The sequence below is a fragment of the Neorhizobium galegae bv. orientalis str. HAMBI 540 genome (genome assembly GCF_000731315.1).
Taxonomy (GTDB): Bacteria; Pseudomonadota; Alphaproteobacteria; order Rhizobiales; family Rhizobiaceae; genus Neorhizobium; species Neorhizobium galegae.
The window spans coordinates 4,251,705-4,276,063 of sequence record NZ_HG938353.1; the positions used below are offsets into that span (position 1 = coordinate 4,251,705).

Here is a 24,359-nt window from a genome sequence, read left to right on the forward strand (position 1 = left end):
TTCCCGTGACCGTATCTCTGACCATCGAAAATCTCTCCGCCCACTACGGAACCACCCAGGTTCTGAAAGACCTGTCGATTTCCGTTGCGGCCGGCGAACTGGTGTCGCTGCTCGGCTCCAGCGGCTGCGGCAAGACGACGACGCTGCGCCTCGTGGCGGGTTTCCTGCAGCCGACCAGCGGCCGGATCCGGCTCGGCGACCGCGATCTGACGACGCTCCCCGCCCACGCCCGCGATATCGGCCTCGTGTTCCAGAACTATGCGCTTTTCCCGCACCTGAGCGTGCTCGACAACGTCGCCTTCGGCCTGAAGCAGCGTGGCCTTGCCAAGCCGGACCGGGCCAAGCGGGCGATGGCGATGCTGGAACGCGTCGGTCTTGCGCCGCTTGCCGACCGCCTGCCGGCAGCACTGTCCGGCGGCCAGAAACAGCGCGTCGCGCTTGCCCGGGCTCTCGTCATCAAGCCGCCGCTGCTGATGTTCGACGAGCCGCTCTCCAACCTCGATGCCAAGCTCAGGATCGACATGCGCGTCGAGATCCGCCAGCTCCAGCGCGCCAACGGCACCACCTCGCTCTATGTCACCCACGACCAGGAAGAAGCGTTTTCGATCTCCGATCGCGTCGCGATCATGAATGCCGGCCGCATCCTGCAGCTCGACACGCCTGAGGTGCTCTACCAGAAGCCGGCCAGCGCCTTCGTCGCCCGCTTCGTGGGCTTCGAGAACCTGATCCGCATGAAGGTCGTCGATCGCCAAGCGGCGACTGTCACGGCGGAAGCCGCCGGCGGTACGCGGCTTCATCTTTCCCAGGACCTGTTCGGCCCGATCAAGGACGATTTCATCCTGGCCTGCCGCGCCGACGGGCTTGCGGTCCGCCGCGAGGGCGAAGGCATCCCGGCGGTGCTCGGGACGCGCACCTATCTCGGTCGTGCCTATCAATACAAATGCGAAACCGCTGCCGGCGAAATCACTGCCAATGGCCCGCTTTCCGACCCGCTGGATGCCGGCGCAAGGGCAGTCCTCGCGCCGCTGCCGGAACAGTGCTGCATCCTCGATCCGGAAGGCTGAGCCAGGAATAACATAAGCATGGAGCCGTTTGGGCGGGTCGTTGACGCAGGTCAAACCCCCGACGCGGTCCGTATGTCAGCACATCATGGTCACAATCCTTCAACCGGCAGCGCATTTGCGCTGTGAGGCCAAAGACCATGAATTACGTCTCAGAAACACTCTGGCTGGCAATCGGCACCTTCCTGGCGTTGCTCGCGGCCGCTTATACCCATGACAGCCTGTTTGCAGCCCATATGTGGGTCCTGTTCTTCGTGCTGCTGATCAGCACGGTCGTTTTGACGCGCAGGATTTCCTTCGCGCCGCGGGCGTCTGCGATAAGCCTGCCGTCAAAATCCGAATATTTCGACGAGGTGGTGAAATACGGCACCATCGCCACGGTTTTTTGGGGCGTCGTCGGTTTTCTGGTCGGCGTCGTCATCGCTCTTCAGCTTGCCTTTCCGGACCTGAACGTCGAACCCTGGTTCAATTTCGGCCGCCTGCGGCCGCTACACACATCCGGTGTCGTCTTCGCCTTCGGCGGCAATGCGCTGATCGCCACGTCCCTCTTCGTGGTCCAGCGCACCTGTCGAGCCCGCCTTTTCGGCGGCAATCTCGCCTGGTACGTGTTCTGGGGCTATCAGCTCTTCATCGTCATGGCGGCGACCGGCTATCTGCTCGGCATCACGCAGGGCCGAGAATATGCCGAACCGGAATGGTATGTGGACCTCTTCCTGACCGTCGTCTGGGTCGCTTATCTCGTCGTTTTCCTCGGCACGATCCTGAAGCGCAAGGAGCCGCATATCTACGTGGCGAACTGGTTCTATCTCGCCTTCATCGTGACGATCGCCATGCTGCACGTGGTGAATAACCTCGCGGTCCCGGTCTCCTTCCTCGGCGTGAAGAGCTATTCGGCCTTTTCGGGCGTGCAGGATGCCCTGACCCAGTGGTGGTACGGGCATAACGCGGTCGGGTTCTTCCTGACCGCGGGTTTCCTCGGCATGATGTATTATTTCGTGCCGAAGCAGGTCAATCGCCCGGTCTATTCCTACCGCCTGTCGATCATCCACTTCTGGGCGCTGATCTTCCTCTATATCTGGGCCGGCCCGCATCACCTGCATTACACCGCGCTGCCCGACTGGGCTCAGACGCTCGGCATGGTCTTCTCGATCATGCTCTGGATGCCCTCCTGGGGCGGTATGATCAACGGCCTGATGACGCTCTCGGGCGCCTGGGACAAGATCCGCACCGACCCGATCGTCCGCATGATGATCATCGCCATCGCCTTCTATGGCATGTCGACCTTCGAGGGTCCGATGATGTCGATCAAGGCCGTCAATTCGCTCAGCCATTATACGGACTGGACGATCGGCCACGTGCATTCCGGCGCACTCGGCTGGGTCGGCATGATCACCTTCGGTGCCGTCTACTATATGACGCCCAAGCTCTGGAACCGCGAGCGTCTCTATAGCCTCGACCTCGTCAACTGGCACTTCTGGCTCGCCACCCTCGGCATCGTCGTCTACGCCGCCGTCATGTGGGTCGCGGGCGTGCAACAGGGCCTGATGTGGCGCGAATACGACAACCAGGGTTTCCTCGTCTATTCCTTCGCGGAAACCGTCGCGGCGATGTTCCCCTACTACCTGCTGCGTGCGGTCGGCGGCGCCATGTATCTCGCTGGCGGGCTCATCATGGCCTTCAACGTCACCATGACCATCCTCGGTTACCAGCGGCAGGAGCGGGTTCGGGGCGGCGTCTCCCCCGCCGCTCTCCAGCCGGCCGAATAAGGAGGGATACCCATGTCCATTCTCGACAAACATCACTTCATCGAACGCAATGCGACCCTGCTCCTGGTCGGCTCGCTGCTCGTCGTCTCGATCGGCGGCATCGTGGAAATCGCACCCCTCTTCTATCTCGAAAACACCATCGAGAAGGTGGAAGGCATGCGGCCCTATTCGCCGCTCGAGCTGGCCGGGCGCGACATCTACATCCGCGAAGGCTGTTACGTCTGCCACAGCCAGATGATCCGCCCCTTCCGCGATGAGGTGGAGCGTTACGGTCACTACAGTCTGGCGGCCGAATCCATGTACGACCACCCGTTCCAGTGGGGATCGAAACGCACAGGGCCCGACCTTGCCCGCGTCGGTGACCGCTATTCGAACGAATGGCACGTGCAGCATCTGACCGAACCGCGCGACGTCGTTCCAGAATCGGTGATGCCGAGCTATTCCTTCCTCAAGACGACGCCGCTCAAGATCGTTGACGTTTCCATGGATCTGAAGGCGAACCGCGCCGTCGGCGTCCCCTATTCGGACGAGATGATCGCGAGCGCCAAGGCGGATCTGTCCGACCAGGCGGATCCGAATGCCGACACATCCGGTCTGCTTGCCCGCTATCCCAAGGCCAAGGTCGGCGATTTCGACGGTAACGCCCAGAGCCTCACCGAAATGGACGCGCTGGTCGCCTATCTGCAGATGCTCGGCACGCTGGTCGATTTCTCGACCTATGACGATGCCGCCGGTTACCGCTGAAGGGACAGGATGATGGAATTCTACACGGCCATGCGCCATTTCGCCGATAGCTGGGGTCTGCTCGCCATGACCCTGTTCTTCCTCGGCGTTCTCGTCTTCACCTTGCGCCCCGGCGCGAAAGCCTCTGCAGACGAGGCCGCGCGGATCCCTCTGAAGGAGGATTGAACATGGCGGAAAAACATATCGACGAACTAAGCGGCATAGAGACCACCGGCCACGAGTGGGACGGCATCCGCGAACTCAACAACCCGCTGCCGCGCTGGTGGCTCTGGACCTTCTACGCCTGTATCCTGTGGGCGATCGGTTATGCGATTGCCTATCCGTCCATTCCTCTCCTCACCAATGCGACAAAAGGCCTGCTCGGATATTCGAGCCGCGCCGAGTTTGCCGCCGATCTCGACGGTGCGAAGATCGCCCAGGGCGGCATCCTGGAGAAAATTTCGACCTCTTCGCTGGAAGACATCGTCGCCGATCCGCAGCTCAGCCAGTTCGCAACGGCCGGCGGCGCAGCAGCTTTCCGCGTCAACTGCACCCCGTGTCACGGCACGGGTGCGACCGGCGGACGGGGTTATCCCAACCTCAACGACGACGACTGGCTTTGGGGTGGTGATATCAACGCCCTCTACCAGACGATCGCCCACGGCATCCGCGATCCCGCCGACGGGGAGACCCGCATCTCCGAAATGCCGGCCTTTACCGACATGTTGAAGCCGGACGAGGTGCGCCAGGTCGCCGCCTACGTGGTGGGCCTTACCGGAACCCCGCGCGATCCATCGATGGTCGAGCCCGGAAAACAGCTCTTCGCCGACAACTGTGTCGCGTGCCACGGCGAAAAGGCCGAGGGCAAACGGGATCTCGGAGCGCCGAGCCTTGCCGACGCCATTTGGCTGAAGGTTCACGGCGAAGCGGAGATTGCCAGACAGATCCAGGCCCCGAAACACGGCGTCATGCCAGCCTGGCAAGGCCGCCTCGGCGACGTGGCTGTCAAACAGCTTACCGTCTACATCCACTCGCTCGGCGGCGGGGAATAAGAATAAACGCTGCTCCGTTCGATCTGACGAGCGGCCGCCTGTCTGTCATCAGCGGGCGGCCGTTTTGTCACTCCGGCGCGGTTGACTTGTGTCAAGGAGTAGCCGTCCCCGGGATGAGAGAACATGGACCAAAGGAACTGGTCCCATGAATCTCTATACGTCCCCAGCGCTTGGCCCTAGCGACGCCTCCGTCGAACGGATCGATGTCCAGCCCGTGCATTCGCCGGGCAAGCCGCTTTACGAGAAGCGCAAGAAGATATTTCCAAAACGCGCCGAAGGGCGCTTCCGCCGCTTCAAATGGCTGGTGATGCTGATAACCCTCGGCATCTATTACCTCACTCCCTGGATCCGCTGGGACCGCGGTCCCTTCGCACCCGATCAAGCGGTGCTCGTCGATCTTGCAAGCCGTCGTTTCTATTTCTTCTTCATCGAAATCTGGCCGCAGGAATTTTTCTTCGTCGCAGGACTTCTGGTCATGGCCGGTTTCGGCCTTTTCCTGGTGACATCGGCCGTTGGTCGCGCCTGGTGCGGTTATGCCTGTCCGCAGACGGTCTGGGTCGACCTTTTCCTGGTCGTCGAGCGGTTCTTCGAGGGCGACCGCAATGCCCGCATCAAGCTCGACGCCGCGCCGTGGAGCCTCGACAAGTTTTGGAAGCGCGTCGCCAAGCACGCCACATGGCTGGCGATCGCGGTTGCGACGGGCGGCGCCTGGATCTTCTATTTCGCCGATGCGCCCTCGCTCGCCTTCGATTTCGTCACCGGCCAGGCGGCGCTGGTCGCCTATTCGACCGTGGCCACCCTGACGGCCACGACCTACGTGCTCGGCGGGCTGTTGCGCGAACAGGTCTGCATCTACATGTGCCCCTGGCCGCGCATCCAGGCCGCCATGCTGGACGAGAGCTCGCTGGTCGTCACCTATAACGACTGGCGCGGCGAGCCGCGCAGCCGCCATGCCAAGAAGGCGGCAGCAGCCGGACAGCCGGTCGGCGATTGCGTCGACTGCAATGCCTGCGTGGCCGTCTGTCCCATGGGCATCGACATTCGCGAGGGGCAGCAGATGGCCTGCATCACCTGCGCGCTCTGCATCGACGCCTGCGACGGCGTCATGGACAAGATCGGCAAGCCGCGTGGCCTGATCGCCTATGCCACGCTCGATGAATACGACGCCAACATGGCGCTTGCCACAAACGGCGGCACGACGGCGATAGATCCGGTGCTGGTGCGCAATCCGGACGGTTCCTTTATCGACAAGGTCCGCCATTTCGACTGGAAGGTCATCCTCAGGCTGCGCACGCTGATCTATCTCGGCGTCTGGACAGCGGTCGGCCTCGGCCTCGTTTTCGCGCTCCTGTCGCGCGACCGGCTGGAGGTCAACGTGCTCCATGATCGCAACCCGCAATTCGTGCTGGAATCGGACGGTTCCATCCGCAACGGCTACACGATCCGGCTGCTCAACATGATCCCGGAGCCGCGCACGATCCTCGTCTCGATGGAAGGCTTGCCCGAAGCGACGATGAAAATTTCCGGCATCACGGATGTTCCGGGCCGTCTTTTCGCGGTGCAGGTGGAGCCTGACAAGACGCTTGCCCTGAAGGTCTTCGTAACCCTGCCCAAGGGTGCCGTTTCCGCCGAGGCCGCCGATTTCCACTTCATCGCCGAGGACCGGTCGAGCCACGAAAAGGACAGCTATTCAGCGGTCTTCAACACACCGGGAGCCAGAAAATGAGCACGACGAAAATGAATACGATCCCAGCAAAAACCTTCGTCTTCACCGGCTGGCATATGGTCGGCGTGCTGGTGCTCTTCTTCGGCACCATCATCTCGGTCAATTTCTACATGGCCTATAACGCGGTCACCAGCTGGAGCGGACTGGTGGCGGAAAATACCTATGTCGCCAGCCAGCAGTTCAACGGCAAGGCGGCCGAGGCGCGGACGCTGACGGCGACGGGTGTCACCGGGCGCATCACCACCGACGGCTCCGATATTCGATACGAGGTCTTTCACCCGAAGAACGGGCCGGTCGCGGCCGATACGCTGACGCTCAAGTTCAAGCGACCGGTCGGCGAACACCAGGATTTCGAACTCGACCTCGTTCCCGTCGCCCAAGGGGTTTTCACGGCCACACACGAAATCCTGCCCGGCCATTGGATCGTCGATGCGAGCGCCATCAGGAACGGCAAGCGCATCCTGCATCAGGCCGAACGGATCGCCGTTTTGAGGAGGGCGGAATGAGCTGCTGCGCGCCCGGAGCCGAAGGATATTCGGGTCATTCGCTTCCGTCCTCTGAGGAATTGACGCTCTCCAGCCGGATGATCGGCCCCGGCCTGCGCCAGACCGATCTCAGCGTTCCGCAGGTCCATTGCGGCACCTGCATCGCGACGATCGAAAAGGCGCTCAATGCGCTGCCATCCGTCGAGCGGGCGCGGGTCAATCTTTCCACGAAGCGTGTTTCGATCGTCTGGCGGGAGAAGGCCGGAGACGACGACACGGATCCGGTCGAACTGGTCAGGGCCATCGTCGATGCCACCGGCTACGATGCACATCTTTTCTCGAATGCCGAGGAGGTCGGCGAAAAGCTGCAGCGCGACCTGATCCGCGCTGTCGCCCTTTGTGGCTTCGCGGCAGCCAACATCATGCTGCTCTCGGTCTCTGTATGGTCGGGCGCCGATGCCTCGACCCGCGATATGTTCCATTGGATATCGGCGTTTATCGCCGCGCCGGCGCTGATCTATGGCGGCCGTTTCTTCTATCAATCCGCCTGGAATGCGCTCAGCCGCGGCCGGACCAATATGGACGTGCCGATCGCGCTCGCCATTACGCTCTCTTATGCGGTGTCGCTCTGGGAAACCATGCATCACGGCGAACAGGCCTGGTTTGATGCCACTGTCTCGCTCCTGTTCTTCCTGCTGATCGGCCGCACGCTCGACCATGTCATGCGCGACCGGGCGCGGGCCGCGATCAGCGGTCTTGCGCGTCTGTCGCCCCGCGGCGCCACGATCATCGGTCCGGACGGCTCGCGTGAATATCGTCCCGTGGACGAAATCCGGCCGGGTGACCGGGTGGCGATCGCTGCCGGCGAGCGGGTGCCGGTGGACGGGTTCGTCGAGAGCGGCGCAAGCGACATCGACGTCTCCATCGTCAATGGCGAAAGCGCTCCAAGGCCGGTCCGCGTCGGGGACATCATACAGGCAGGAACGCTCAGCCTCACCGGTTCGCTGGTGCTGAAGGCGACGGCTGTCGCGAAGGATTCCTTCCTGTCCGAAATCATTTCGCTGATGGAGGCGGCCGAGGGTGGACGGGCGCGCTATCGTCGGATCGCCGACCGGGCAGCGCAATATTACTCTCCGGCCGTCCATCTTCTGGCGCTCACCGCCTTTCTTTCCTGGGGTTTCATCGGCGGCGACTGGAAGCACGCCATGCTGGTCGCCATCGCCGTGCTGATCATCACCTGCCCCTGCGCACTCGGCCTTGCCGTGCCGGTGGTGCAGGTGGTTGCAGCCGGCCGGCTGTTCCGGAACGGCATCATGGTCAAGGACGGTTCGGCCATGGAACGGCTTGCCGAAATCGACACCGTGTTATTCGACAAGACCGGCACGCTGACCCTCGGCCGGCCTCGGCTGCTGGAAGTCGAGCGGTTCGACAGGAAGCTGCTCGCCCTGGCGGCCGGGCTCGCCGTCCATTCGCGCCACCCTCTTTCGCAGACGCTCGCGACGGCGGTATCCGGCCCGGTCACGGTCTTCGAAACGGTCACCGAAATTCCCGGTCGGGGCCTGGAAGCGGTGACGCCGGCAGGCGTCTACCGCCTAGGCAACCGCCGCTTCGCCCTGTCGGTGCCGGATGACGGAAGCCCAGGCAATAGCGTGACCGAAACGGTTCTCTCGCTCGACGCCGAGGAGATCGCCACCTTCCGCTTCGACGATTCGCTTCGTCCCGGCGCCCTGGCCGCCACGGCATCCCTTGCGGCCAACGGTTTCGAGACGGGCATATTGTCCGGAGACCGGCGCCGGGTGGTTGCCGATCTTGCAACACGCCTCGGCCTCGAACATTGGCAGGCGGAGCTTTCGCCGAAACAGAAGGCGGAGTTCTGCACCTCGTTCGAGGCAAGCGGCCGCAAGGTGCTGATGGTCGGTGATGGCATCAATGACGCGCCGGCGCTCGCCGCAGCGCATGTCTCGATCGCGCCGGCGACGGCGGCGGATGTCGGCCGTCAGGCCGCCGACTTTGTGTTCATGCACGACAGCCTCGAAGCGGTGCCGCTGGCAATCGATATCTCGCGGCGCGCCGGCCGGTTGATCCGCGAGAATTTTGCGCTCGCCATCGGCTACAATGTTATCGCCGTGCCGATCGCTCTGGCCGGTTATGCGACGCCTCTGATTGCCGCCGTTGCCATGTCCACGTCCTCGATCATCGTCGTCGCCAACGCCCTCCGGCTCAGCGGATCGGCAAGCGCCGCCAAGGCCGAGGCGGCGCAGAGCAACGGCGAAACAAAAATTCCTCCCGGTAAGGCCCGCGTCGCATGAACATGCTGATCTATCTCATCCCGATCGCGCTTTTCCTCGGCGGTCTTGGCCTCTTCGCCTTTCTCTGGTCGCTGAAAAGCGGCCAGTACGACGACCTCGAAGGCGCCTCCTGGCGCGTGCTGCAGGACGACCCGCCGGAATGAATCAGGGATATTGAACAAGCGCAGGCCCCGATGCCTACGCAGCGAAGGCCTCTCAAGCATTGTCTCGGGCGATTGTCCAAAAAAAGGCTGCAGATGCAGCCTTTTGAAATCTAACTCAGTCCAGCAGTTCCCGAAGCCGCACCGCGAGCTCTCGGGCGGTATACGGCTTCTTTAGCCAGCTACCGGATTGGGCGAGCTCGCGTCCGGCGATCGCCGGTTCGGCGTAGCCGGAGGTAAACAGCACTTTCATGCCAGGCCGTCTTGTGCGCACTTCAGCCGCCAGTTCGTCGCCCGTCATCCCGCCTGGCATCACGATATCCGTGAAAAGAAGGTGGATGCCGTCGTGCTGGCCGAGCTGGTCCAGCGCTTCCTGGCCGTTCGAGGCCTCGATGACGCCGTAACCGAGCTGCGTCAGCCGGGACACGGCGATGCGCCGGACCCGCGGGTCGTCCTCGACGACGAGGATCTTTTCGTTGCCGCCGGGAATGGAGGCCTGTTTCGAGCCAGCCTCGACGGCAAGCGGACCCGCCGCATCGGCCTTGCGCGCCACCGGCAGGAAAATTCTGACGCTCGTGCCCTGCCCCGGCTCGCTATAGAGCTGGATATGCCCGCCGGACTGTTTGGCAAAACCGTAGACCATGCTGAGGCCGAGCCCCGTTCCGGCGCCCAGGCCCTTGGTGGTGAAGAATGGCTCGAAAGCCTTGTCCTTGACGTCGGGAGGCATGCCGATGCCTGTGTCGGTGACGGAGATCAGCACGAAATCGCCGGTGCGGACATCGGGATACATCTGCGCATAGTCGACATCCAGCCGGACGCGGGAGATCTCGATCGACAGCTTGCCGCCACGCGGCATCGCGTCTCGGGCATTAAGCGTCAGGTTGAGAAGCGCGTTCTGGAGCTGCGATGCATCGACCAGCGCTTCGTTGGAAACGCCGGTGACGGTTGTGCGAAGCTCGATCGTTTCGCCGAGCGTGCGCCTGAGAAGCTCCGAGAAACCGGACACGAGATTGCCGACATCCGCGAGCTTCGGGTTGAGCGGCTGGCGCCGTCCGAAGGCGAGAAGCTGGCCTGTCAGTTTGGCACCGTCTTCCGCGGCGCCCTGGGCCTCGTGCAGCAGTTCGAGCAGTCCCGCATCCGCGAGCTTGTTCTCCATCATCTCGAGATTGCCGCTGATGACGGTGAGAAGATTGTTGAAATCGTGGGCCAGGCCGCCGGTCAGCTGGCCGATCGCTTCCATCTTCTGGGCCTGGCGCAGCTCTTCTTCGATCTTGTGACGGCTGGTCAGGTCGCGGACGAAGCCGGTAAAAATGCGTTTGCCGTTGGTGACGGCCTCGCCGACTGAAAGCTCCATGGGAAATGTGCTCTTGTCCTTGCGCTGCCCGGTCACGACGCGGCCGTAACCGATGATCCGGCGTTCGCCGGTATGGAGGTAGCGCGAGATATATCCGTCATGGGCGTCCCGGTCCGGCGATGGCATCAGCATCTTCACATTGTGGCCGCAGACCTCGTCGGATGAGTAGCCGAACAGCCGCTCCGCAGCAGCACTGAAGGACGAGATGCAGCCGACCTCGTCGATGACGACCATCGATTCCGGAACGGTGTCCAGAATTGAGCGCAGATGCGCTTCGCGTTCGGCAAGATCGTTCTGCACCCTTTTCATCTCGGTGATGTCGCTGTTCGTTTGAACGATGATCGAAGGACCGTCGCTCGATGGATTGACGGCCACCCAGCGGCTCGCCACAAAGACTGTGTGACCGTGCTTGTGGCGATGAACGACCTCTCCTTGCCAGGCATGATAGGTCTGGACGTGACGACGGATCTCGTCGAGCGGCTCGGGAAACTGTGTCGCCAGAAGATCGTGAACGACCTTGCCGAGAGCCTCCTCCCGACGCCATCCGTAAAGCTGCTCGCAGCCGCTGGTCCAGCGGCTGATGATGCCGTCCACGCCATGGGCGATAAGGTTGGCATCGTCGAGAAGAGAGGTGACGGCATCGAGTTGGCTTTCCGCCGTGGCTTCGGATCCTGTATTGCCGTTCATGTCTATTCCGTTTAATGGCGCCGTCGCTCACCAAGAGCGATCAGGTCGCGCCGCATGTCTCCACAGTCATCGTCGTCTCCGGCAAGTTGCGCAAGCATTCCCGGCCGTTCGATTCTTATGGAATGACGGGCGGCCGGGTCCAGAACATTCAGCACGCCCTTGCCGATGAGCCTGGTGATAGTACGCGAAACCGTTTCGATCGTCAGGCCGAGATAGTCGGCCATGTCCTGCCGGCTCATGGAGAGCTCGACGATCGGTTGCGCATTGCCTTCGGCCATCGCGCGTTTCAGGTACTTCAGCAGGAACGTGCAGATCCGTTCCTCCGCGCTCTTGCTCGACAGGAGCACCATCTGGTCCTGGGCTGCGGCCATTTCGTCGCAGACCCGGGCAAAGACCTTGGGCCTCAGGCTCTCGGAATTGATGACCGCCGCCTCGAACTGCCGGCGCGACAGCCGACGGACCTTCGCCGCGGTGATGGCCTCTGCGGTGTAGATATAATTGTCCCGGAGCGAAACGCCGATCACGTCGCCGGCATGCAGAAATCCAGTGATCACCCGCCGTCCTTCCGAAATGATCCGGAAAACCCGCAGCGTCCCTTCGATGACTTCGAAAATATGCCTGGCCTCGTCGCCCTCGAAGAAGAGGGGCTGGCCGGCCGCGAGATATTCGACCGGCTGCTTTGCAAACAGCGAATGCAGGCAGTCCGGCTCGTCGAGCGGTCTTGCTGCTGCCGCGTTGAAGGTCTTCGCATAATCCGTGAGAAACATGAAACTGCCCCTATCCGTTTGGTTGAGGCAGTTGACCGAATCCCGGTAACGCGCGAATGCTAGTCGTGTGAAAGACGGTTCTAATTGGTAACAATCTGTAACACGCCGGTTCCCTGTTGATGTCATCCCCCGCCAGTTCCGCAAACATCCTCGTCGTCGACGACGATCCTCGAATCCGTCAGATGCTGACGCGATATTTCGAGGGCGAAGGATATGCCGTCAGTGCGGTGTCCGACGGGCAGGAAATGCGCGTTCAGCTGAAGAGGCAAGAGATCGACATCATCCTTCTCGACCTCTCGCTTCCCGGTGGTCAGGACGGCTTCGATCTTGCGCGGGAAATCCGGATGCAATCGGACATTCCGATCATGATGCTGACGGGCCGTGACGACGTGGTCGACCGGATCATCGGCATCGAGATCGGCGCTGATGATTACATCGCAAAACCTTTTCACCTGCGCGAAGTGCATGCGCGGCTGAAATCGATCCTCAGGCGGCGCCAGCCGGTTCAGCCGAAGCAGGAGGAAAACGAGGAGAAGATCGTCCGTTTCGAAGGATGGGCGCTCAATTTTTCCAGACGCCAGCTGCTGTCTGCCGAAGATGGCGAAGTCGAACTGACGACGGGCGAATTCGACATGCTGGCGGCTTTCGTCCAGCACGCCGGCCGCGTGCTGACGCGCGATTTCCTGATGGATGCGACAAGGGGACGGCAGCTCGACGCCTTCGATCGCACGATCGACGCCCAGATCGTCCGGTTGCGCCGCAAGATCGAGGCGGATGCCAAACATCCCCAGCTGATCAAGGCCGTTCGCGGCGTCGGTTACATTTTCACCGGCAAGCTCGGCTGATCAGACGACAAGCTGCCGGTCTGCCGCCGAAAGCCCGGCAAGCGCTCTTTGCCTGATCTCGTCCGCATCGGAACCCTGCAGCGGAACCGGGCCCGGAGGCAGACCTTGGTCCGTCGGCCTGCCGACGGAAATCGGCAGCAGCTCAAGTCTCTCGCACGTACCGTCATCGGCAAGCGTCAGCCGGATTGCGGCGCTGCGCCAGACATCGACACCTTTTTCGTCATAGGTCGCCGGACGCCGGGTGTGAAAAACGAAGTTGCCGAGGCCGGCGATGATCGCTCGCCCGCGATGGAAGGCGATCGGCTGCATGACCGGTGCGCCGGTGCCGAGAACCAGGTCCGCGCCGCTGTCGATCAGGCCGCGGCACAGATCGAGCAGCCAGTCGGGTGTCGTTTTCCAGTTCGCATCCCAATGGTGGCCGTGGATCGCCACCGCTACCAGGTCCCCGATCGCCTTCGCGGCATCGACGCCGTCGACAAGCCGCCGCATGTCCTTTTCGTCGGCAGTCCAGCGGGCGCCGATCGCATCGCCGGCAACGACGGGCGTACCGAAGACGTCCAGCTCCGGGCGTTCGCCGAGGTCATAACCGACTGCAGCACGCGCCGCGCCGCGCTTGTCGTCACCGAGCGTCCCGACGATCCGCTTCAGCGTCTCGAATTCGGCGGTTGGCACACTCACCGTCCGTTTCATTCGCAATGGGGCAATGCCGCCGCGATCGACCGAGGCATAGTTGACATCCGGCTGTGGTCCGAGATCGACGGAGAAGATGGCGAGCGATCTATGAGGTCCCGGCACGATCGCCGGCGCTGCGGCCTGCTCGATATCCGATCCGCTGCCGGCAAGCTTCAACCCGGCCGCTTCCACGGCGGCGCGCGTCGATGCAATGCCCGGCGGGCCGAGGTCGAAGGCGTGGTTGTTGGCATGCGTCACCGCGTGGAAGCCGAGTTCTCGCACCGAAACGAGAGCATCCGCCGAGGCCAGATGCAGCGTTTTCGTCTTGGTCGGCCATGCCCCTGCCGTCTCCACCGTCGCCTCGAGATTGCCGAAGACCACATCCGCCTCGAGGAAATCCCGAACCTCGGCCTGCCCCTCACCACAGAGGTCGAGGGGGCCGTGGATCAGGATTTGGCCGGTAACGGCGACGGTCAGCATGGCCTAGTTCATTTCGCGATGGGCTTCAGCCCCACCATTGCCGCTCCACCGACGATCGGCAGCCGGATGGCAGATGCACGCGTACCATCGCAGAAAACCGTGTTGCGGGCCACTTGGCTTGTGCGTCCCCGGCCCTCCGGCGCATAGCTATTTGGATTTATATCGTACTTCGGGAAGTTGGATGATGAGATATCAACCCTGATGCGGTGGCCCTTGGCGAACAGGTTGGCGGTCGCGAACGGCTCGATCGTGACCTTGAACACTTCGCCCTTGACGATCGGTTCAGGCTTTTCGAAGGAGTTGCGATAGCGGCAGCGGATGATCCCGTCGGTGATGTTGAGCGCGTAGCCGGTCGGGTAATCCTTGCTCGGCGGATAGACGTCAACGAGTTTCGCGGTGAAATCGGTATCCGGCGCATCGGACGAGACGTAGAGCTCGACCGTGATCGGCCCGACCACGGCGACATCTTCGGCGAGCGGCTCGGTCTCGAAGGAGAGCACGTCGGCACGCGCCGAAAGCGGCAGGCCCGGATGTTTCGAGCCGTAGAATTTCTCTCCCTCGCGCTGGTCGAAACCGCCGCCTTCGAAAATCGGCTGGCCGCTTGTCAGCGATCCGCCGATGGTCGGAACCGGGTTCTTGGGGTCGAAATCGTAGGTGAAGGGCGCGGCACTCGCTTTCGGCTTTTCGGTCGAAAGCGAGCCGTTCTCATGGATGTAATAGTTGCGGAATTCCGTTCCCGGCAGCGGCCAATCGCTCGCTTCGATCCAGCCTCCGCCGTGATCCAGGCGCCCGTCCGGATTGCGCATGCCTGACCCGCCGCCCATCACGAAGGCGCGCACCACCGGTTCCTGAGCAACCGCGTTGTCCTTGCCCTTCAGCCAGTGGTCAAACCAGTTGCGGCGGAAGGATAGCCAGCTTTCCACGACGTTTCCGCCGAGCGGCGCGGTCGGCCCGAAAGACGTATCGCCGGCGAGCGTCGTGTTGCGGTTGCCGTGTAGCCACGGTCCCATGATCAGCCGTAGCGGTCGGCTGTTCTTGCCGGAAAGGCCGCGATAATTGTCGAGCGTCGATTTCACATAGGCGTCGTACCAGCTCGACATCAGCGCGATAGGCACTTCCGGAAAAGTCTCGTAGAAGCCCTCCATATAAAGGCCGACGCGACGCCAGCTTTCGTCGAACGTGCCGCTGCGCCACTGGTCGAGCAGGTAGTTTTCGTATTCCGGCATCCAGCGCACCGGCGAAGCGCCTTCGCTCCAGGGCATGACATTGAACCACGCCCGGATATCCTCCGCCTCGATCGCTGCGCGGGCCACTTCATTGCCCTCGCCGATCGCCTGGTTATAGGCCCAGGTCGCCTGCTTCAGCTCGAATGCGCCGCCCTGGCGGATGCCGCATTGATAGGCGTTGGAAAAGCCGCCCGAGTCCATCACCATGCAGGCGAGCCCCGGAGGGTTGAGGCAGGCGAGCGCTGCCTGCGTATGCGCCGCATAGGAAAGGCCCATCGTGCCAAACTGGCCGTTCGACCAGGCCTGTTCCACCAGCCAGCGGGCGGTATCGTAGCCGTCCGCGGCTTCGGAAATGTATTTGCTGAATTCGCCTTCGGAATTGTAGCGGCCGCGGCAATCCTGGTAGATTACGGCATATCCTGCCCGGACGAAATAGCTCGCAACCTCATGGCGCTTCATCGGCTCCGTCATGCCCACTTCGATCTCGGAACGCGAGCGTTCCGCCTTGCCGTAGGGCGTGCGTTCCATGATTGCCGGCAGCCGGCCTTCGATCACCTTGCCGTCCTTGGCCGGCCGGTAGACGTCGGTTGCGAGCTTGATGCCGTCCCGCATCGTCACCATCACATCGCGTTCGACGATCACGTCGTCGGCAATCACCTCGAAGCGCGATGGCGTCAGGGTATCCATGTCCATATCCTCAAAATTGGCAAATCAATGCCCGGGCCGGCCCCACCACACGTCAGGCCGGCCCGGGATGTTGCGGCCCCGGAATGAGGGCCGCAGCAAGAGCAGGCTTACTTGGCGATGCCGGCAAGCGTCGCGCTGGTGTCTTCCGTCATGTTGGCGACGTAGGAGAGGTTCGCCTTGCCGGCCCAGTGGACCTTCTGCCAGTAGAGCGGGATGACCGGCACGTCGGCGAACACCATCTTGGTGGCCTTCTGCAGCAGTTCCACGCGCTTCTTGACGTCGAACTCGGCGGTTGCGGCGCGCATCGCATCGTCGAAGGCCGGGTTCGAGTATTTCGTCCGGTTGAACGAACCGGTGCCGGCATCCTTGTTGACGGTCATCAGGAGGTTGCGAAGGCCGGTCGCGGACGTCGGCGTCGAGTTGCCGAGCGAGAAGATGAAGGCCGAGAATTCGCCGGCCCCGGCGCCCTTGGTGTAGACGTTATAGGGCTGAGCGACGACGCCGTTCACCTTCAGTCCGCCGCGGGCGAACATCTGGCCGAGCGCCTGCGCCACTTCCGAATCGCCCGGGAAGCGGTCGTTGGAGGTGTGGATGGTGATGCCGAAACCGTCCTTGTAGCCGGCATCCGCCAGCAGCTTCTTGGCGTTCTCGACGTTCATGGCGGGCACCGTGATCGATGGATCGTTGCCGGCAACGCCGTTCGGCACCAGCTGGCCTGCGGCTTCAGCCGAACCGTCGAGAATGCGGTCGATGATCAGCTGGCGGTTGACCAGTTCCGAGAGCGCCTGGCGGACCTTGGCGTCCTTCAGCGGGTTCTTGTCGAGCGGCTTACCCTCCTTGTCGGTGATGAAGGGGCTCTTGTCGCGGGCGCTGTCGAGCGCAAGGTAGATCATGCGGGCCGAGGCGATCGAGAAGACCTTGAGGCCGGAGATTCCCTGGAGGGTCTTCACGTCGCCCGGCGGCACGGCGTCGATCAGGTCGACGGCGCCGGAGCGAAGCGCGGCGACGCGCGATGCATCGTTCGAGATGAATTTGATCGTGACGTTGTCAAAATCCTGCTTCTTGCCCCAGAAGGCATCGTTGCGGGTGAGCTGCAGGTTGTCGCCCGGGGTCCAGGACTTGAACTTGTAGGCGCCGGTGCCGATCGCGGCCTTGCCGCTGTTGAAGTCCTCGATCGAGGCGCCTTCCGCGACCTTCTTCTCGACGATGTAGACGAAACCGACCTGTTCGATGAAATCGGGCGTCGGCTTCTTGGTCTTGAATTCGACGGTCAGCTTGTCGATCGCCTTCATGCTTTCGATCGCCCCGACATTGCCGGAAAACGGCGCCGGGCTGTTCGGGATGTCCTTGGCGCGTGTGAGCGAGAAAATCACATCCTCCGATGTCAGCGGGTTGCCGTCATGGAACTTGACACCGTCGCGCAGTTTGATCTGCCAGGTCAGCGGATCGGTATTGGTCCAGGAGACGGCAAGCGCCGGCTCGACATTGATTGCCGGGTCGGTCTGCACCAGGCGGTCGAAGACCTGCATGGCAATGTTCTGGTTGTTGCCGGTGCGCGAAAACTGCGGATCGATCGCCGAGGGCTCGGTGCCGCTGCCGAGTATCAGGTTCGCGGCCTGAGCCGAGCTCAGCGCGAGGACCGAGGCCGCAACCCCGGCCAGGAAAAATTTCATCGGTTTCATTATGTTCGTTCCCTTCCTTTTTAGATGACCGGTTCGGCCGTCGCATGTGTTGCCTGATGGGTGGCAAGATCGTTCAGGTGGCAGGCGCTGACATGGCCTGCGGCGGTTTCCTTCAAGACCGGCCGTTCAACGCGGCAGCGGTCGAAAGCCATTGGACAGCGGGGGTGGAAATGACATCCCGGTGGCGGATGGAGCGGCGAGGGGATCTCGCCCTTGATCGGCGTGAATACCCGGCGGCGGTCGGTGACCGACGGCAGTTCGCGGATCAGTGCCTGGGTATAGGGATGTTTCGGATTATCGAAGAGCTCGTCCGGCGTGGCGCTTTCCACCACGCGGCCGAGATACATGACGACCACCCGATCGCAGATGTGTTTCACGACGCCGAGGTCGTGGCTGATGAACAGGTAGGTCAGCCCGAATTCCCGTTTCAGGTCCATGAACAGGTTGAGGATCTGCGCCTGGATCGACACATCGAGGGCGGCGACCGACTCGTCGCAGACGAGCAGTTTAGGCTTTACCGCCAACGCCCGAGCAATGCCGATGCGCTGCCGTTGGCCGCCGGAAAACTGGTGCGGGAAGCGGTCGAGATAGGACGGATCGAGGCCGACCCGCTCCGCGAGCGCGGCAACGTAATCGCGCATCTCCCGCCCCTTGACGATGCCGTGCACTTTCGGCGCCTCGCCGATCAGGTCGATCACCCGCTTGCGCGGATTGAGCGTCGACATCGGGTCCTGGAAGATCATCTGGGCGGAAAGCCGCATGGCGCGTTTGTCCTCGCCATGCAGCGATGTCAGCGGCCGGCCCTTCCAGCGGACCTCGCCGCCGCTCGCCGGCATGATGCCGGCCATCACCCGCCCGAGCGTCGATTTTCCGCAACCGGACTCGCCGACGAGGCCGACCACCTCGCCCGGATAGACGGCGAGATTGACCTCGTCGACCGCATGCACGGTCTTTTCCTCGAGACCCGCTCCGAACAGGTTGGCGATCTTCTCCGCATAATCGAGCTTGCGGGAAAAACGCCGGCTGACGTCTACGGCTTCTATGAGCGGTACGGTTTCCACGCGCGGGTTCGTCATGCGGCGCTCCAGAGATGGGGGTGGAAACAGCGGAACTCGCGATCGGCGGCGATCTCGAGCATCGGTTCGGTGGCGCAGATATCGGTCGCGCGAGCGCAGCGGTCGCGGAAGGCGCAGCCGGAAGGGCGCGACAGCGGCGAGGGCGCAAAGCCGGGGATCGGCCGAAGCGGCTCGCCACGCGGCACGGCCGCAGGTACGGCGCTGAGAAGCCCGGACGTGTAGGGATGCACCGGCGTCGTCAGCACTCCGTCGACCTGTCCCGCCTCGACGATGCGCCCCGCATACATGACCATGATCCGGTCCGCGAGCGCCGCCACCACGCCGAGATCGTGGCTGATCCAGATCAGCGCCATGCCGAACTCGCCGGCCAGCCGCTTGATCTCGAACAGGATCTGCGACTGGATCGTCACGTCGAGCGCCGTCGTCGGTTCGTCGGCGATGATCAGGTCCGGGCGGTGCAGCAGCGCGATGGCGATCGCAACGCGCTGGCGCATGCCGCCGGAAAACTGGTGCGGATAGGAATCGAGCCGCTCCTCCGGCGAAGGGATGCCGACAAGGCCGAGCGCATCGCGCGACCGGGCGCGGGCTTCTGCGCGCGAGACCCGATCATGCGCCTGCACAGTCTCGATCATCTGGGTGGCGACCGAGAGAACCGGGTTCAGCGTCATCATCGGATCCTGGAAGATCATCGCGATGCGTTTGCCACGAATGGCCCGCATCGCTGTCGGCGATTTCGTCAGCAGGTCTTCGCCGTTGAACAGGATCTGGCCGCTCACCACCCGGCCGGGCGGATCGACGAGGCCGAGGATCGAGAAACCGGTGATCGACTTGCCGGAGCCGGATTCCCCCACCAGGCCGACGATCTCGCGTTGGCCAACCGTGAAGCTCACGTCGTCGACCGCCTTCAAGATCCCGCGACGGGTCATGAAATGGGTGGAAAGGTTCTTGACTTCGAGGACGGGTGTCATCGTGCTCACCTTTCACCAAGTCGGGGATTGAGGACTTCGCGCAGCCGGTCCCCGACGATGTTGATCGAGAACACCAGCACGAGCAGCAGCACGCCCGGATAGACGCTGATCCAGTATTCGCCGGACATCAAAAGCTGGTAGCCGTTGGCGATCAAAAGCCCGAGCGACGGTTCGGTGATCGGCAGGCCGATGCCGAGGAAGGAAAGGGTCGCTTCCGCCGAAATGGCGTTCGCCACCTGTAGCATGCCGATGACGATCAGCGGCGGCAGGCAGTTTGGCAGGATATGGCCGATCAGGATACGCGGCGTGCCGATGCCGAGCGTCACCGCGGCCTCGACATAGTCCTTGTTCTTCTCGACCAGTGCTGCACTCCTGACGGCGCGGGCAAATGTCGCCCACTGCACCAGGATCAGCGCGAAGATCACCTTCCAGAGGCCCTGGCCGAGAAGCGCCAGCAGCATCAGCGCCACGAGAATGGTCGGAAAACCGAGCATCAGGTCGACCACGCGCATGATCAGCGTGTCGATGCGCCCGCCGAAATAAGCGGCGATCAGGCCAAGCACGGTGCCAACGATCAAGGCCACAAGGCCGGAAAATACGCCGACGCCGAGGCTGGTGCGCAGGCCGTAGATCATCGCCGAAAACATGTCGCGGCCCTGGCCGTCGGTGCCGAGCCAGTAGTTCATGCCGTCCATGCTCTGCGAGCCGGGTGGCAGCTTGGAATCGAGGATGTCCAGGACCGCGAGATCGAACGGGTTCTGGGGCGTCAGATAAGGTCCGATGACTGCGGCAAACAGGAGGATGATGCAGACGATGGCGGCAACGACCGCCTTCGGACTACGGCCGATGCCGGTAAACAGTCTGCCGAGCAGCATGTCTTCGGCAAAAAGGGCGCGAACGGTCATTGGGCACCTCCCAGCCGGACGCGGGGATCGACCAGCGAATAGAGCACGTCGACGACGAAATTGATGAAGATGAACAGGCTGACGATGACCAGCAGATAGGCAACCACGACAGGTCGGTCGAGCCGCATGATGCTGTCGATCAACAGCTTGCCGATCCCCGGCCAGGCGAAGATCGTCTCCGTCACCACCGCGAAGGCGAGCATGCTGCCGAGTTCCAGGCCGATCACGGTGATCAGCGGGATCAGGATGTTCTTGAACACATGCACGAAGACGATGCGCCGTTCGGAAATGCCCTTGGCGCGCGCGAACTTGACGAAATCGAGCGGCATGGTTTCGCGCACCCCGGTGCGGGTGAGGCGGATGACCAGAGAGAGCTTGAACAGCGACAGATTGATTGCCGGCAGGATGAGATGCGTCAGGCCGTCCAGTGTGAAGAGGCTTGAATGGAGCCCAAGAAATTCGCCCATCTGGCCGCGTCCGGTAGAGGGCAGCCAGCCGAGCCAGACGGAGAAGATCATGATCAGCATCATGCCCTGCCAGAAGCTCGGCAACGAGAAGCCGAAGATCGAGCCGGTCATGATCACTTCGTCGGTGGCGCTGTTCGGCTTCAGGCCGGACAGCAGGCCGAGCGGAATGCCGAGCAGCAGCGCGAAGACGAGGCCGGTCAGCGTCAACTCCAGCGTCGCCGGCAAGCGCTCGAAGATCAGGCTGATGGACGGGCGATTGAAGACGAAGGAACGGCCGAGATCCCCATGCAGCGCATTCCAGGCGAAGGTAAAGAACTGTTCCCAGAGCGGCTTGTCGAGGCCGAGCGAGGCGACCACCTGGGCGCGTTCCGCAGGGCTGGCATCCGGAGCGATCAGCATCTCGGCCGGGTCGCCGATCGCGTAGATGCCGATGAAGACGATGACCGCGGTCACGATGAGGACGGCGATGCTCTGCAGGAAGCGGCGGATGACGAAAACCGTCATAGCATGCGCTCCCGCTTATCCTTCGTCCCGCAGGGACAGAGAATTTTCATGAAAGACGTTCCCTTTTTCTCTTTGTTGACGCAGACGATAGCGGTCCGGGAAGGATGCGCAATATTATGCGCGGAACGCATGATCCTATGCGTTTTGCGCGTGGAAACCTTGTTCGACGTCTTTGCTTGTGTTCGCCGCCGCCTTCCGTAGGATCGCGACATGAATTTCAAGCAACTCGAAATCTTCAAGACGATCATGGATACCGGCTCGACGATGGCAGCCGCTGCCCAACTCGGCCTGTCGCAGTCGGCGATCAGCCGCCAGCTCGCGTCGCTGGAAGAGGAGATCGGGCGCGAACTTTTCCTGCGCGACAAGGGCCGTCTGATCCCGCGGCCGGAAGCGCATCTCCTGGTCGACGAGGTGGATGATGTCGCCGAGAGCGTCGCCCGGCTGCGCGTCAAGGTCGGCGACGTCCGCTCCGGCGCCTTCGGCGAGGCGCTGATCCGGGTCGCCTTCCCGCACAGCCTTGCGACCACCATGCTGCCGCCGATCCTCGCCCGCTTCAAGGCCGATCATCCGCGCGTCACGGTGGAAATCCTGAGCGGCCCCTATGATGCGATCGAGCGGATGGTGCGCGGCCGCGTCGCCGATCTCGGCTTTGTCCGGCTGCCACCGGAGGAACATTCCTTCGACGCCCGCCCGCTCTTTGCCAGCGGCACGACCTGCGTGATGCCGGCCGGCCATCCGCTGGCCGCCAAGCAAGCGATCGACGTCAACGATCTCGCCCGCAACGACCTGATCCTGCTCGGTCGACAGCGCGTCAACCGCAACGAGCTGGAACACGAACTGCGCCGTATGGTGCCGACCTACCGCTGCAGCCTCGAAGTCCATTCGGTCGAAACGGCCTGCGCCTGCGCAGCCCAGGGCCTCGGCATCGCCATCGTGCCGTCGCTGATCGCCGAATTCTTTCGCAGCGATGCGCTCGCCATGCGGCCATTCGTGCCGGACAAGATCGCCGATTACGGGATCATCACCATGCCCGGCGCGCCGCTGTCCTGGACGGCCGAGGCCTTCATCAACATCATCAAGACGAATTCGGGCGAAACCGCGCTCTAATCACCGTCGTATGTTTTCCGGCGTTTTGCATTTTCCGGTTCGCGCTCTTATCAATTCGTATAGATGCGCGTTCCGCGGTTTCCCGTCGGAGCGCAAGACGCTAAGTAGTGCCTAAGGGAATACCGGGAGCAGACATGCGAGCAGTTCTGGGTGAGGTCGAAAAGCGCCGGGCGGAGGCAAGGCTTGGCGGCGGGAGCAAGCGCATCGAGGCGCAGCATGCCAAGGGCAAGCTGACGGCCCGCGAGCGCGTCGAGGTCCTGCTCGACGAGGGCTCGTTCGAGGAGTTCGACATGTACGTGACCCACCGCGCGGTGGATTTCGGCATGGATAGCCAAAAGGTCGCGGGCGACGGCGTCGTCACCGGCTGGGGCACGATCAACGGTCGCCAGGTCTACGTCTTCTCTCAGGATTTTACGGTTCTCGGCGGCTCGCTGTCGGAAACCCACGCGCAAAAAATCTGCAAGATCATGGACATGGCCGTGCGCGTCGGCGCGCCAGTGATCGGGCTCAACGATTCCGGCGGTGCCCGTATCCAGGAAGGCGTCGCGTCGCTCGCCGGTTACGCCGAAGTTTTCCGCCGCAATGCCGAGGCCTCCGGCGTCGTGCCGCAGATTTCCGTCATCATGGGGCCCTGCGCCGGCGGCGCGGTCTATTCACCGGCCATGACCGACTTCATCTTCATGGTGCGCGACAGTTCCTACATGTTCGTCACCGGTCCGGACGTGGTGAAGACTGTCACCAACGAGATCGTCACCGCCGAAGAACTCGGCGGGGCGGGCACCCACACGAAGAAGTCGTCGGTCGCCGATGCCGCCTTCGAGAACGACATCGAGGCGCTCGAAGCCGTCCGCCAGCTCTTCGATTTCCTGCCCGCCAACAATCGCGAAAAGCCGCCGGTCCGCCCCTTCCACGACGATCCCGCCCGCGTCGAGAGCCGCCTCGACAGCCTGATCCCGGATAGCGCCGCAAAACCTTACGATATGAAGGAACTGATCTATGCGATCGCCGACGAGGGCGATTTCTTCGAGATTCAGGAAGCCTACGCGCGAAACATCATCACCGGCTTCATCCGCCTCGAAGGTCAGACGGTCGGCGTCGTCGCCAATCAGCCGATGGTGCTGGCCGGCTGCCTGGACATCGACAGCTCCCGCAAGGCGGCCCGCTTCGTGCGTTTCTGCGACGCTTTTTCGATCCCGATCCTGACGCTCGTCGATGTTCCGGGCTTCCTCCCCGGCGTCGCGCAGGAATATGGCGGCGTCATCAAGCATGGTGCCAAGCTTCTCTTTGCCTATTCCGAAGCGACTGTCCCGATGGTCACGCTGATCACGCGAAAAGCCTATGGCGGCGCCTATGACGTCATGGCCTCGAAGCATATCGGCGCCGACTTCAATTATGCCTGGCCGACAGCCGAAATTGCCGTGATGGGCGCCAAGGGAGCGACCGAGATCCTCTACCGCTCCGAACTCGGCGACACGGACAAGATCGCGGCGCGGACCAAGGAATATGAGGAGCGTTTCGCCAATCCGTTCGTGGCGGCCGAGCGCGGCTTCATCGACGAGGTGATCATGCCCCATTCGTCGCGCCGCCGCATCGCCCGGGCGTTCGCCTCGCTGCGCAACAAACAGGTGACGACGCATTGGAAGAAACACGACACGATCCCGTTGTAGTGC

The 24,359-nt window shown here is 62.6% G+C and carries 21 protein-coding genes; 12 read left to right on the plus strand and 9 right to left on the minus strand.

Annotated features, from left to right (window positions below):
• Positions 1–5 precede the first annotated feature (5 nt).
• The 9 genes from RG540_RS20465 (at position 6) to ccoS (ending at position 9,265) form a co-directional block, all read left to right on the plus strand.
• Complete coding sequence (locus RG540_RS20465; RefSeq protein ID WP_038591783.1) at positions 6–1,064, plus strand: ABC transporter ATP-binding protein; 1,059 nt, start codon at positions 6–8, stop codon at positions 1,062–1,064.
• A gap of 137 nt (positions 1,065–1,201) precedes the next feature.
• Positions 1,202–2,827: a cytochrome-c oxidase, cbb3-type subunit I gene (ccoN, locus tag RG540_RS20470; protein WP_038591786.1), complete on the plus strand. Its 1,626-nt coding sequence runs from the start codon at positions 1,202–1,204 to the stop codon at positions 2,825–2,827.
• A gap of 12 nt (positions 2,828–2,839) precedes the next feature.
• Entirely contained in the window at positions 2,840–3,571 is a 732-nt protein-coding gene (gene ccoO / locus RG540_RS20475; RefSeq protein ID WP_038591789.1) for a cytochrome-c oxidase, cbb3-type subunit II, read from the plus strand.
• A gap of 12 nt (positions 3,572–3,583) precedes the next feature.
• A complete protein-coding gene (locus tag RG540_RS20480; protein WP_007762698.1) occupies positions 3,584–3,736 on the plus strand; it encodes a CcoQ/FixQ family Cbb3-type cytochrome c oxidase assembly chaperone in 153 nt (50 codons plus the stop codon).
• Between the two features lie 2 nt (positions 3,737–3,738).
• Positions 3,739–4,602: a cytochrome-c oxidase, cbb3-type subunit III gene (ccoP, locus tag RG540_RS20485; protein WP_038591792.1), complete on the plus strand. Its 864-nt coding sequence runs from the start codon at positions 3,739–3,741 to the stop codon at positions 4,600–4,602.
• Positions 4,603–4,747: 145 nt separating this feature from the next.
• The gene (gene ccoG / locus RG540_RS20490) at positions 4,748–6,328 is read left to right on the plus strand and encodes a cytochrome c oxidase accessory protein CcoG (RefSeq protein ID WP_038591795.1); all 1,581 of its coding nucleotides are present in this window, start codon (positions 4,748–4,750) and stop codon (positions 6,326–6,328) included.
• Positions 6,325–6,834, plus strand: a complete 510-nt coding sequence (locus tag RG540_RS20495) for a FixH family protein (protein WP_051909543.1) — start codon at positions 6,325–6,327, stop codon at positions 6,832–6,834. The genes ccoG and RG540_RS20495 overlap by 4 nt, the downstream gene beginning before the upstream one ends.
• Entirely contained in the window at positions 6,831–9,122 is a 2,292-nt protein-coding gene (locus RG540_RS20500; RefSeq protein ID WP_038591798.1) for a cation-translocating P-type ATPase, read from the plus strand. Before RG540_RS20495 ends, RG540_RS20500 begins: the two co-directional genes overlap by 4 nt.
• Positions 9,119–9,265 carry a cbb3-type cytochrome oxidase assembly protein CcoS gene (ccoS, locus tag RG540_RS20505; RefSeq protein ID WP_007757373.1) on the plus strand — a complete coding sequence of 49 codons (147 nt, stop codon included), beginning with the start codon at positions 9,119–9,121 and terminating at the stop codon, positions 9,263–9,265. Before RG540_RS20500 ends, ccoS begins: the two co-directional genes overlap by 4 nt.
• Positions 9,266–9,380: 115 nt before the next feature.
• Here ccoS and RG540_RS20510 read toward each other — a convergent pair whose 3' ends face one another.
• Together RG540_RS20510 and RG540_RS20515 are read right to left on the minus strand one after the other, a co-directional pair.
• Complete coding sequence (locus RG540_RS20510) at positions 9,381–11,303, minus strand: hybrid sensor histidine kinase/response regulator (protein ID WP_038591801.1); 1,923 nt, start codon at positions 11,301–11,303, stop codon at positions 9,381–9,383.
• Positions 11,304–11,314: 11 nt separating this feature from the next.
• Positions 11,315–12,070 carry a cyclic nucleotide-binding domain-containing protein gene (locus RG540_RS20515; protein WP_038591804.1) on the minus strand — a complete coding sequence of 252 codons (756 nt, stop codon included), beginning with the start codon at positions 12,068–12,070 and terminating at the stop codon, positions 11,315–11,317.
• 119 nt (positions 12,071–12,189) lie between these two features.
• Between RG540_RS20515 and RG540_RS20520 the strand changes: the two genes are divergently transcribed.
• Complete coding sequence (locus RG540_RS20520) at positions 12,190–12,915, plus strand: response regulator (protein ID WP_038591807.1); 726 nt, start codon at positions 12,190–12,192, stop codon at positions 12,913–12,915.
• Here RG540_RS20520 and RG540_RS20525 read toward each other — a convergent pair whose 3' ends face one another.
• From RG540_RS20525 to RG540_RS20555, 7 genes are all read right to left on the minus strand, one after another.
• On the minus strand, positions 12,916–14,067 hold the full coding sequence (locus RG540_RS20525) for a CapA family protein (RefSeq protein WP_038591810.1): 1,152 nt from the start codon (positions 14,065–14,067) through the stop codon (positions 12,916–12,918). It abuts the gene before it with no gap.
• A gap of 8 nt (positions 14,068–14,075) precedes the next feature.
• A complete protein-coding gene (locus tag RG540_RS20530; protein ID WP_038591813.1) occupies positions 14,076–15,980 on the minus strand; it encodes a CocE/NonD family hydrolase in 1,905 nt (634 codons plus the stop codon).
• Positions 15,981–16,087: 107 nt separating this feature from the next.
• Positions 16,088–17,662 (minus strand): ABC transporter substrate-binding protein, encoded by a 1,575-nt coding sequence (locus tag RG540_RS20535; protein ID WP_038591816.1) that lies wholly within the window; start codon positions 17,660–17,662, stop codon positions 16,088–16,090.
• A gap of 20 nt (positions 17,663–17,682) precedes the next feature.
• A complete protein-coding gene (locus RG540_RS20540; RefSeq protein WP_038591819.1) occupies positions 17,683–18,738 on the minus strand; it encodes an ABC transporter ATP-binding protein in 1,056 nt (351 codons plus the stop codon).
• The gene (locus tag RG540_RS20545) at positions 18,735–19,706 is read right to left on the minus strand and encodes an ABC transporter ATP-binding protein (protein ID WP_038591822.1); all 972 of its coding nucleotides are present in this window, start codon (positions 19,704–19,706) and stop codon (positions 18,735–18,737) included. The genes RG540_RS20540 and RG540_RS20545 overlap by 4 nt, the downstream gene beginning before the upstream one ends.
• A gap of 5 nt (positions 19,707–19,711) precedes the next feature.
• Positions 19,712–20,611: an ABC transporter permease gene (locus tag RG540_RS20550; protein ID WP_038591825.1), complete on the minus strand. Its 900-nt coding sequence runs from the start codon at positions 20,609–20,611 to the stop codon at positions 19,712–19,714.
• Positions 20,608–21,582, minus strand: coding sequence for an ABC transporter permease (locus tag RG540_RS20555; protein ID WP_038591829.1), 975 nt, complete (start codon positions 21,580–21,582; stop codon positions 20,608–20,610). Before RG540_RS20555 ends, RG540_RS20550 begins: the two co-directional genes overlap by 4 nt.
• A gap of 210 nt (positions 21,583–21,792) precedes the next feature.
• On the opposite strand from RG540_RS20555, the gene RG540_RS20560 reads away from it, so the two are divergent.
• Both RG540_RS20560 and RG540_RS20565 read left to right on the plus strand, forming a co-directional pair.
• Positions 21,793–22,689, plus strand: a complete 897-nt coding sequence (locus tag RG540_RS20560; RefSeq protein ID WP_038591833.1) for a LysR family transcriptional regulator — start codon at positions 21,793–21,795, stop codon at positions 22,687–22,689.
• A gap of 134 nt (positions 22,690–22,823) precedes the next feature.
• Positions 22,824–24,356, plus strand: coding sequence for an acyl-CoA carboxylase subunit beta (locus RG540_RS20565; RefSeq protein ID WP_038591836.1), 1,533 nt, complete (start codon positions 22,824–22,826; stop codon positions 24,354–24,356).
• The last annotated feature ends 3 nt before the right edge of the window (positions 24,357–24,359 follow it).

What these genes read in the sequence shown, in the direction of transcription:
- ccoN (WP_038591786.1), top strand. Translation starts at nt 1,202, where the DNA reads ATGAATTACGTCTCAGAAACACTCTGGCTGGCAATCGGCACCTTCCTG.
- ccoO (WP_038591789.1), top strand. Translation starts at nt 2,840, where the DNA reads ATGTCCATTCTCGACAAACATCACTTCATCGAACGCAATGCGACCCTG.
- RG540_RS20480 (WP_007762698.1), top strand. Translation starts at nt 3,584, where the DNA reads ATGGAATTCTACACGGCCATGCGCCATTTCGCCGATAGCTGGGGTCTG.
- ccoP (WP_038591792.1), top strand. Translation starts at nt 3,739, where the DNA reads ATGGCGGAAAAACATATCGACGAACTAAGCGGCATAGAGACCACCGGC.
- ccoG (WP_038591795.1), top strand. Translation starts at nt 4,748, where the DNA reads ATGAATCTCTATACGTCCCCAGCGCTTGGCCCTAGCGACGCCTCCGTC.
- RG540_RS20495 (WP_051909543.1), top strand. Translation starts at nt 6,325, where the DNA reads ATGAGCACGACGAAAATGAATACGATCCCAGCAAAAACCTTCGTCTTC.
- RG540_RS20500 (WP_038591798.1), top strand. Translation starts at nt 6,831, where the DNA reads ATGAGCTGCTGCGCGCCCGGAGCCGAAGGATATTCGGGTCATTCGCTT.
- ccoS (WP_007757373.1), top strand. Translation starts at nt 9,119, where the DNA reads ATGAACATGCTGATCTATCTCATCCCGATCGCGCTTTTCCTCGGCGGT.
- RG540_RS20510 (WP_038591801.1), bottom strand. Translation starts at nt 11,303, where the DNA reads ATGAACGGCAATACAGGATCCGAAGCCACGGCGGAAAGCCAACTCGAT.
- RG540_RS20515 (WP_038591804.1), bottom strand. Translation starts at nt 12,070, where the DNA reads ATGTTTCTCACGGATTATGCGAAGACCTTCAACGCGGCAGCAGCAAGA.
- RG540_RS20520 (WP_038591807.1), top strand. Translation starts at nt 12,190, where the DNA reads ATGTCATCCCCCGCCAGTTCCGCAAACATCCTCGTCGTCGACGACGAT.
- RG540_RS20525 (WP_038591810.1), bottom strand. Translation starts at nt 14,067, where the DNA reads ATGCTGACCGTCGCCGTTACCGGCCAAATCCTGATCCACGGCCCCCTC.
- RG540_RS20530 (WP_038591813.1), bottom strand. Translation starts at nt 15,980, where the DNA reads ATGGATACCCTGACGCCATCGCGCTTCGAGGTGATTGCCGACGACGTG.
- RG540_RS20535 (WP_038591816.1), bottom strand. Translation starts at nt 17,662, where the DNA reads ATGAAACCGATGAAATTTTTCCTGGCCGGGGTTGCGGCCTCGGTCCTC.
- RG540_RS20540 (WP_038591819.1), bottom strand. Translation starts at nt 18,738, where the DNA reads ATGACGAACCCGCGCGTGGAAACCGTACCGCTCATAGAAGCCGTAGAC.
- RG540_RS20545 (WP_038591822.1), bottom strand. Translation starts at nt 19,706, where the DNA reads ATGACACCCGTCCTCGAAGTCAAGAACCTTTCCACCCATTTCATGACC.
- RG540_RS20550 (WP_038591825.1), bottom strand. Translation starts at nt 20,611, where the DNA reads ATGACCGTTCGCGCCCTTTTTGCCGAAGACATGCTGCTCGGCAGACTG.
- RG540_RS20555 (WP_038591829.1), bottom strand. Translation starts at nt 21,582, where the DNA reads ATGACGGTTTTCGTCATCCGCCGCTTCCTGCAGAGCATCGCCGTCCTC.
- RG540_RS20560 (WP_038591833.1), top strand. Translation starts at nt 21,793, where the DNA reads ATGAATTTCAAGCAACTCGAAATCTTCAAGACGATCATGGATACCGGC.
- RG540_RS20565 (WP_038591836.1), top strand. Translation starts at nt 22,824, where the DNA reads ATGCGAGCAGTTCTGGGTGAGGTCGAAAAGCGCCGGGCGGAGGCAAGG.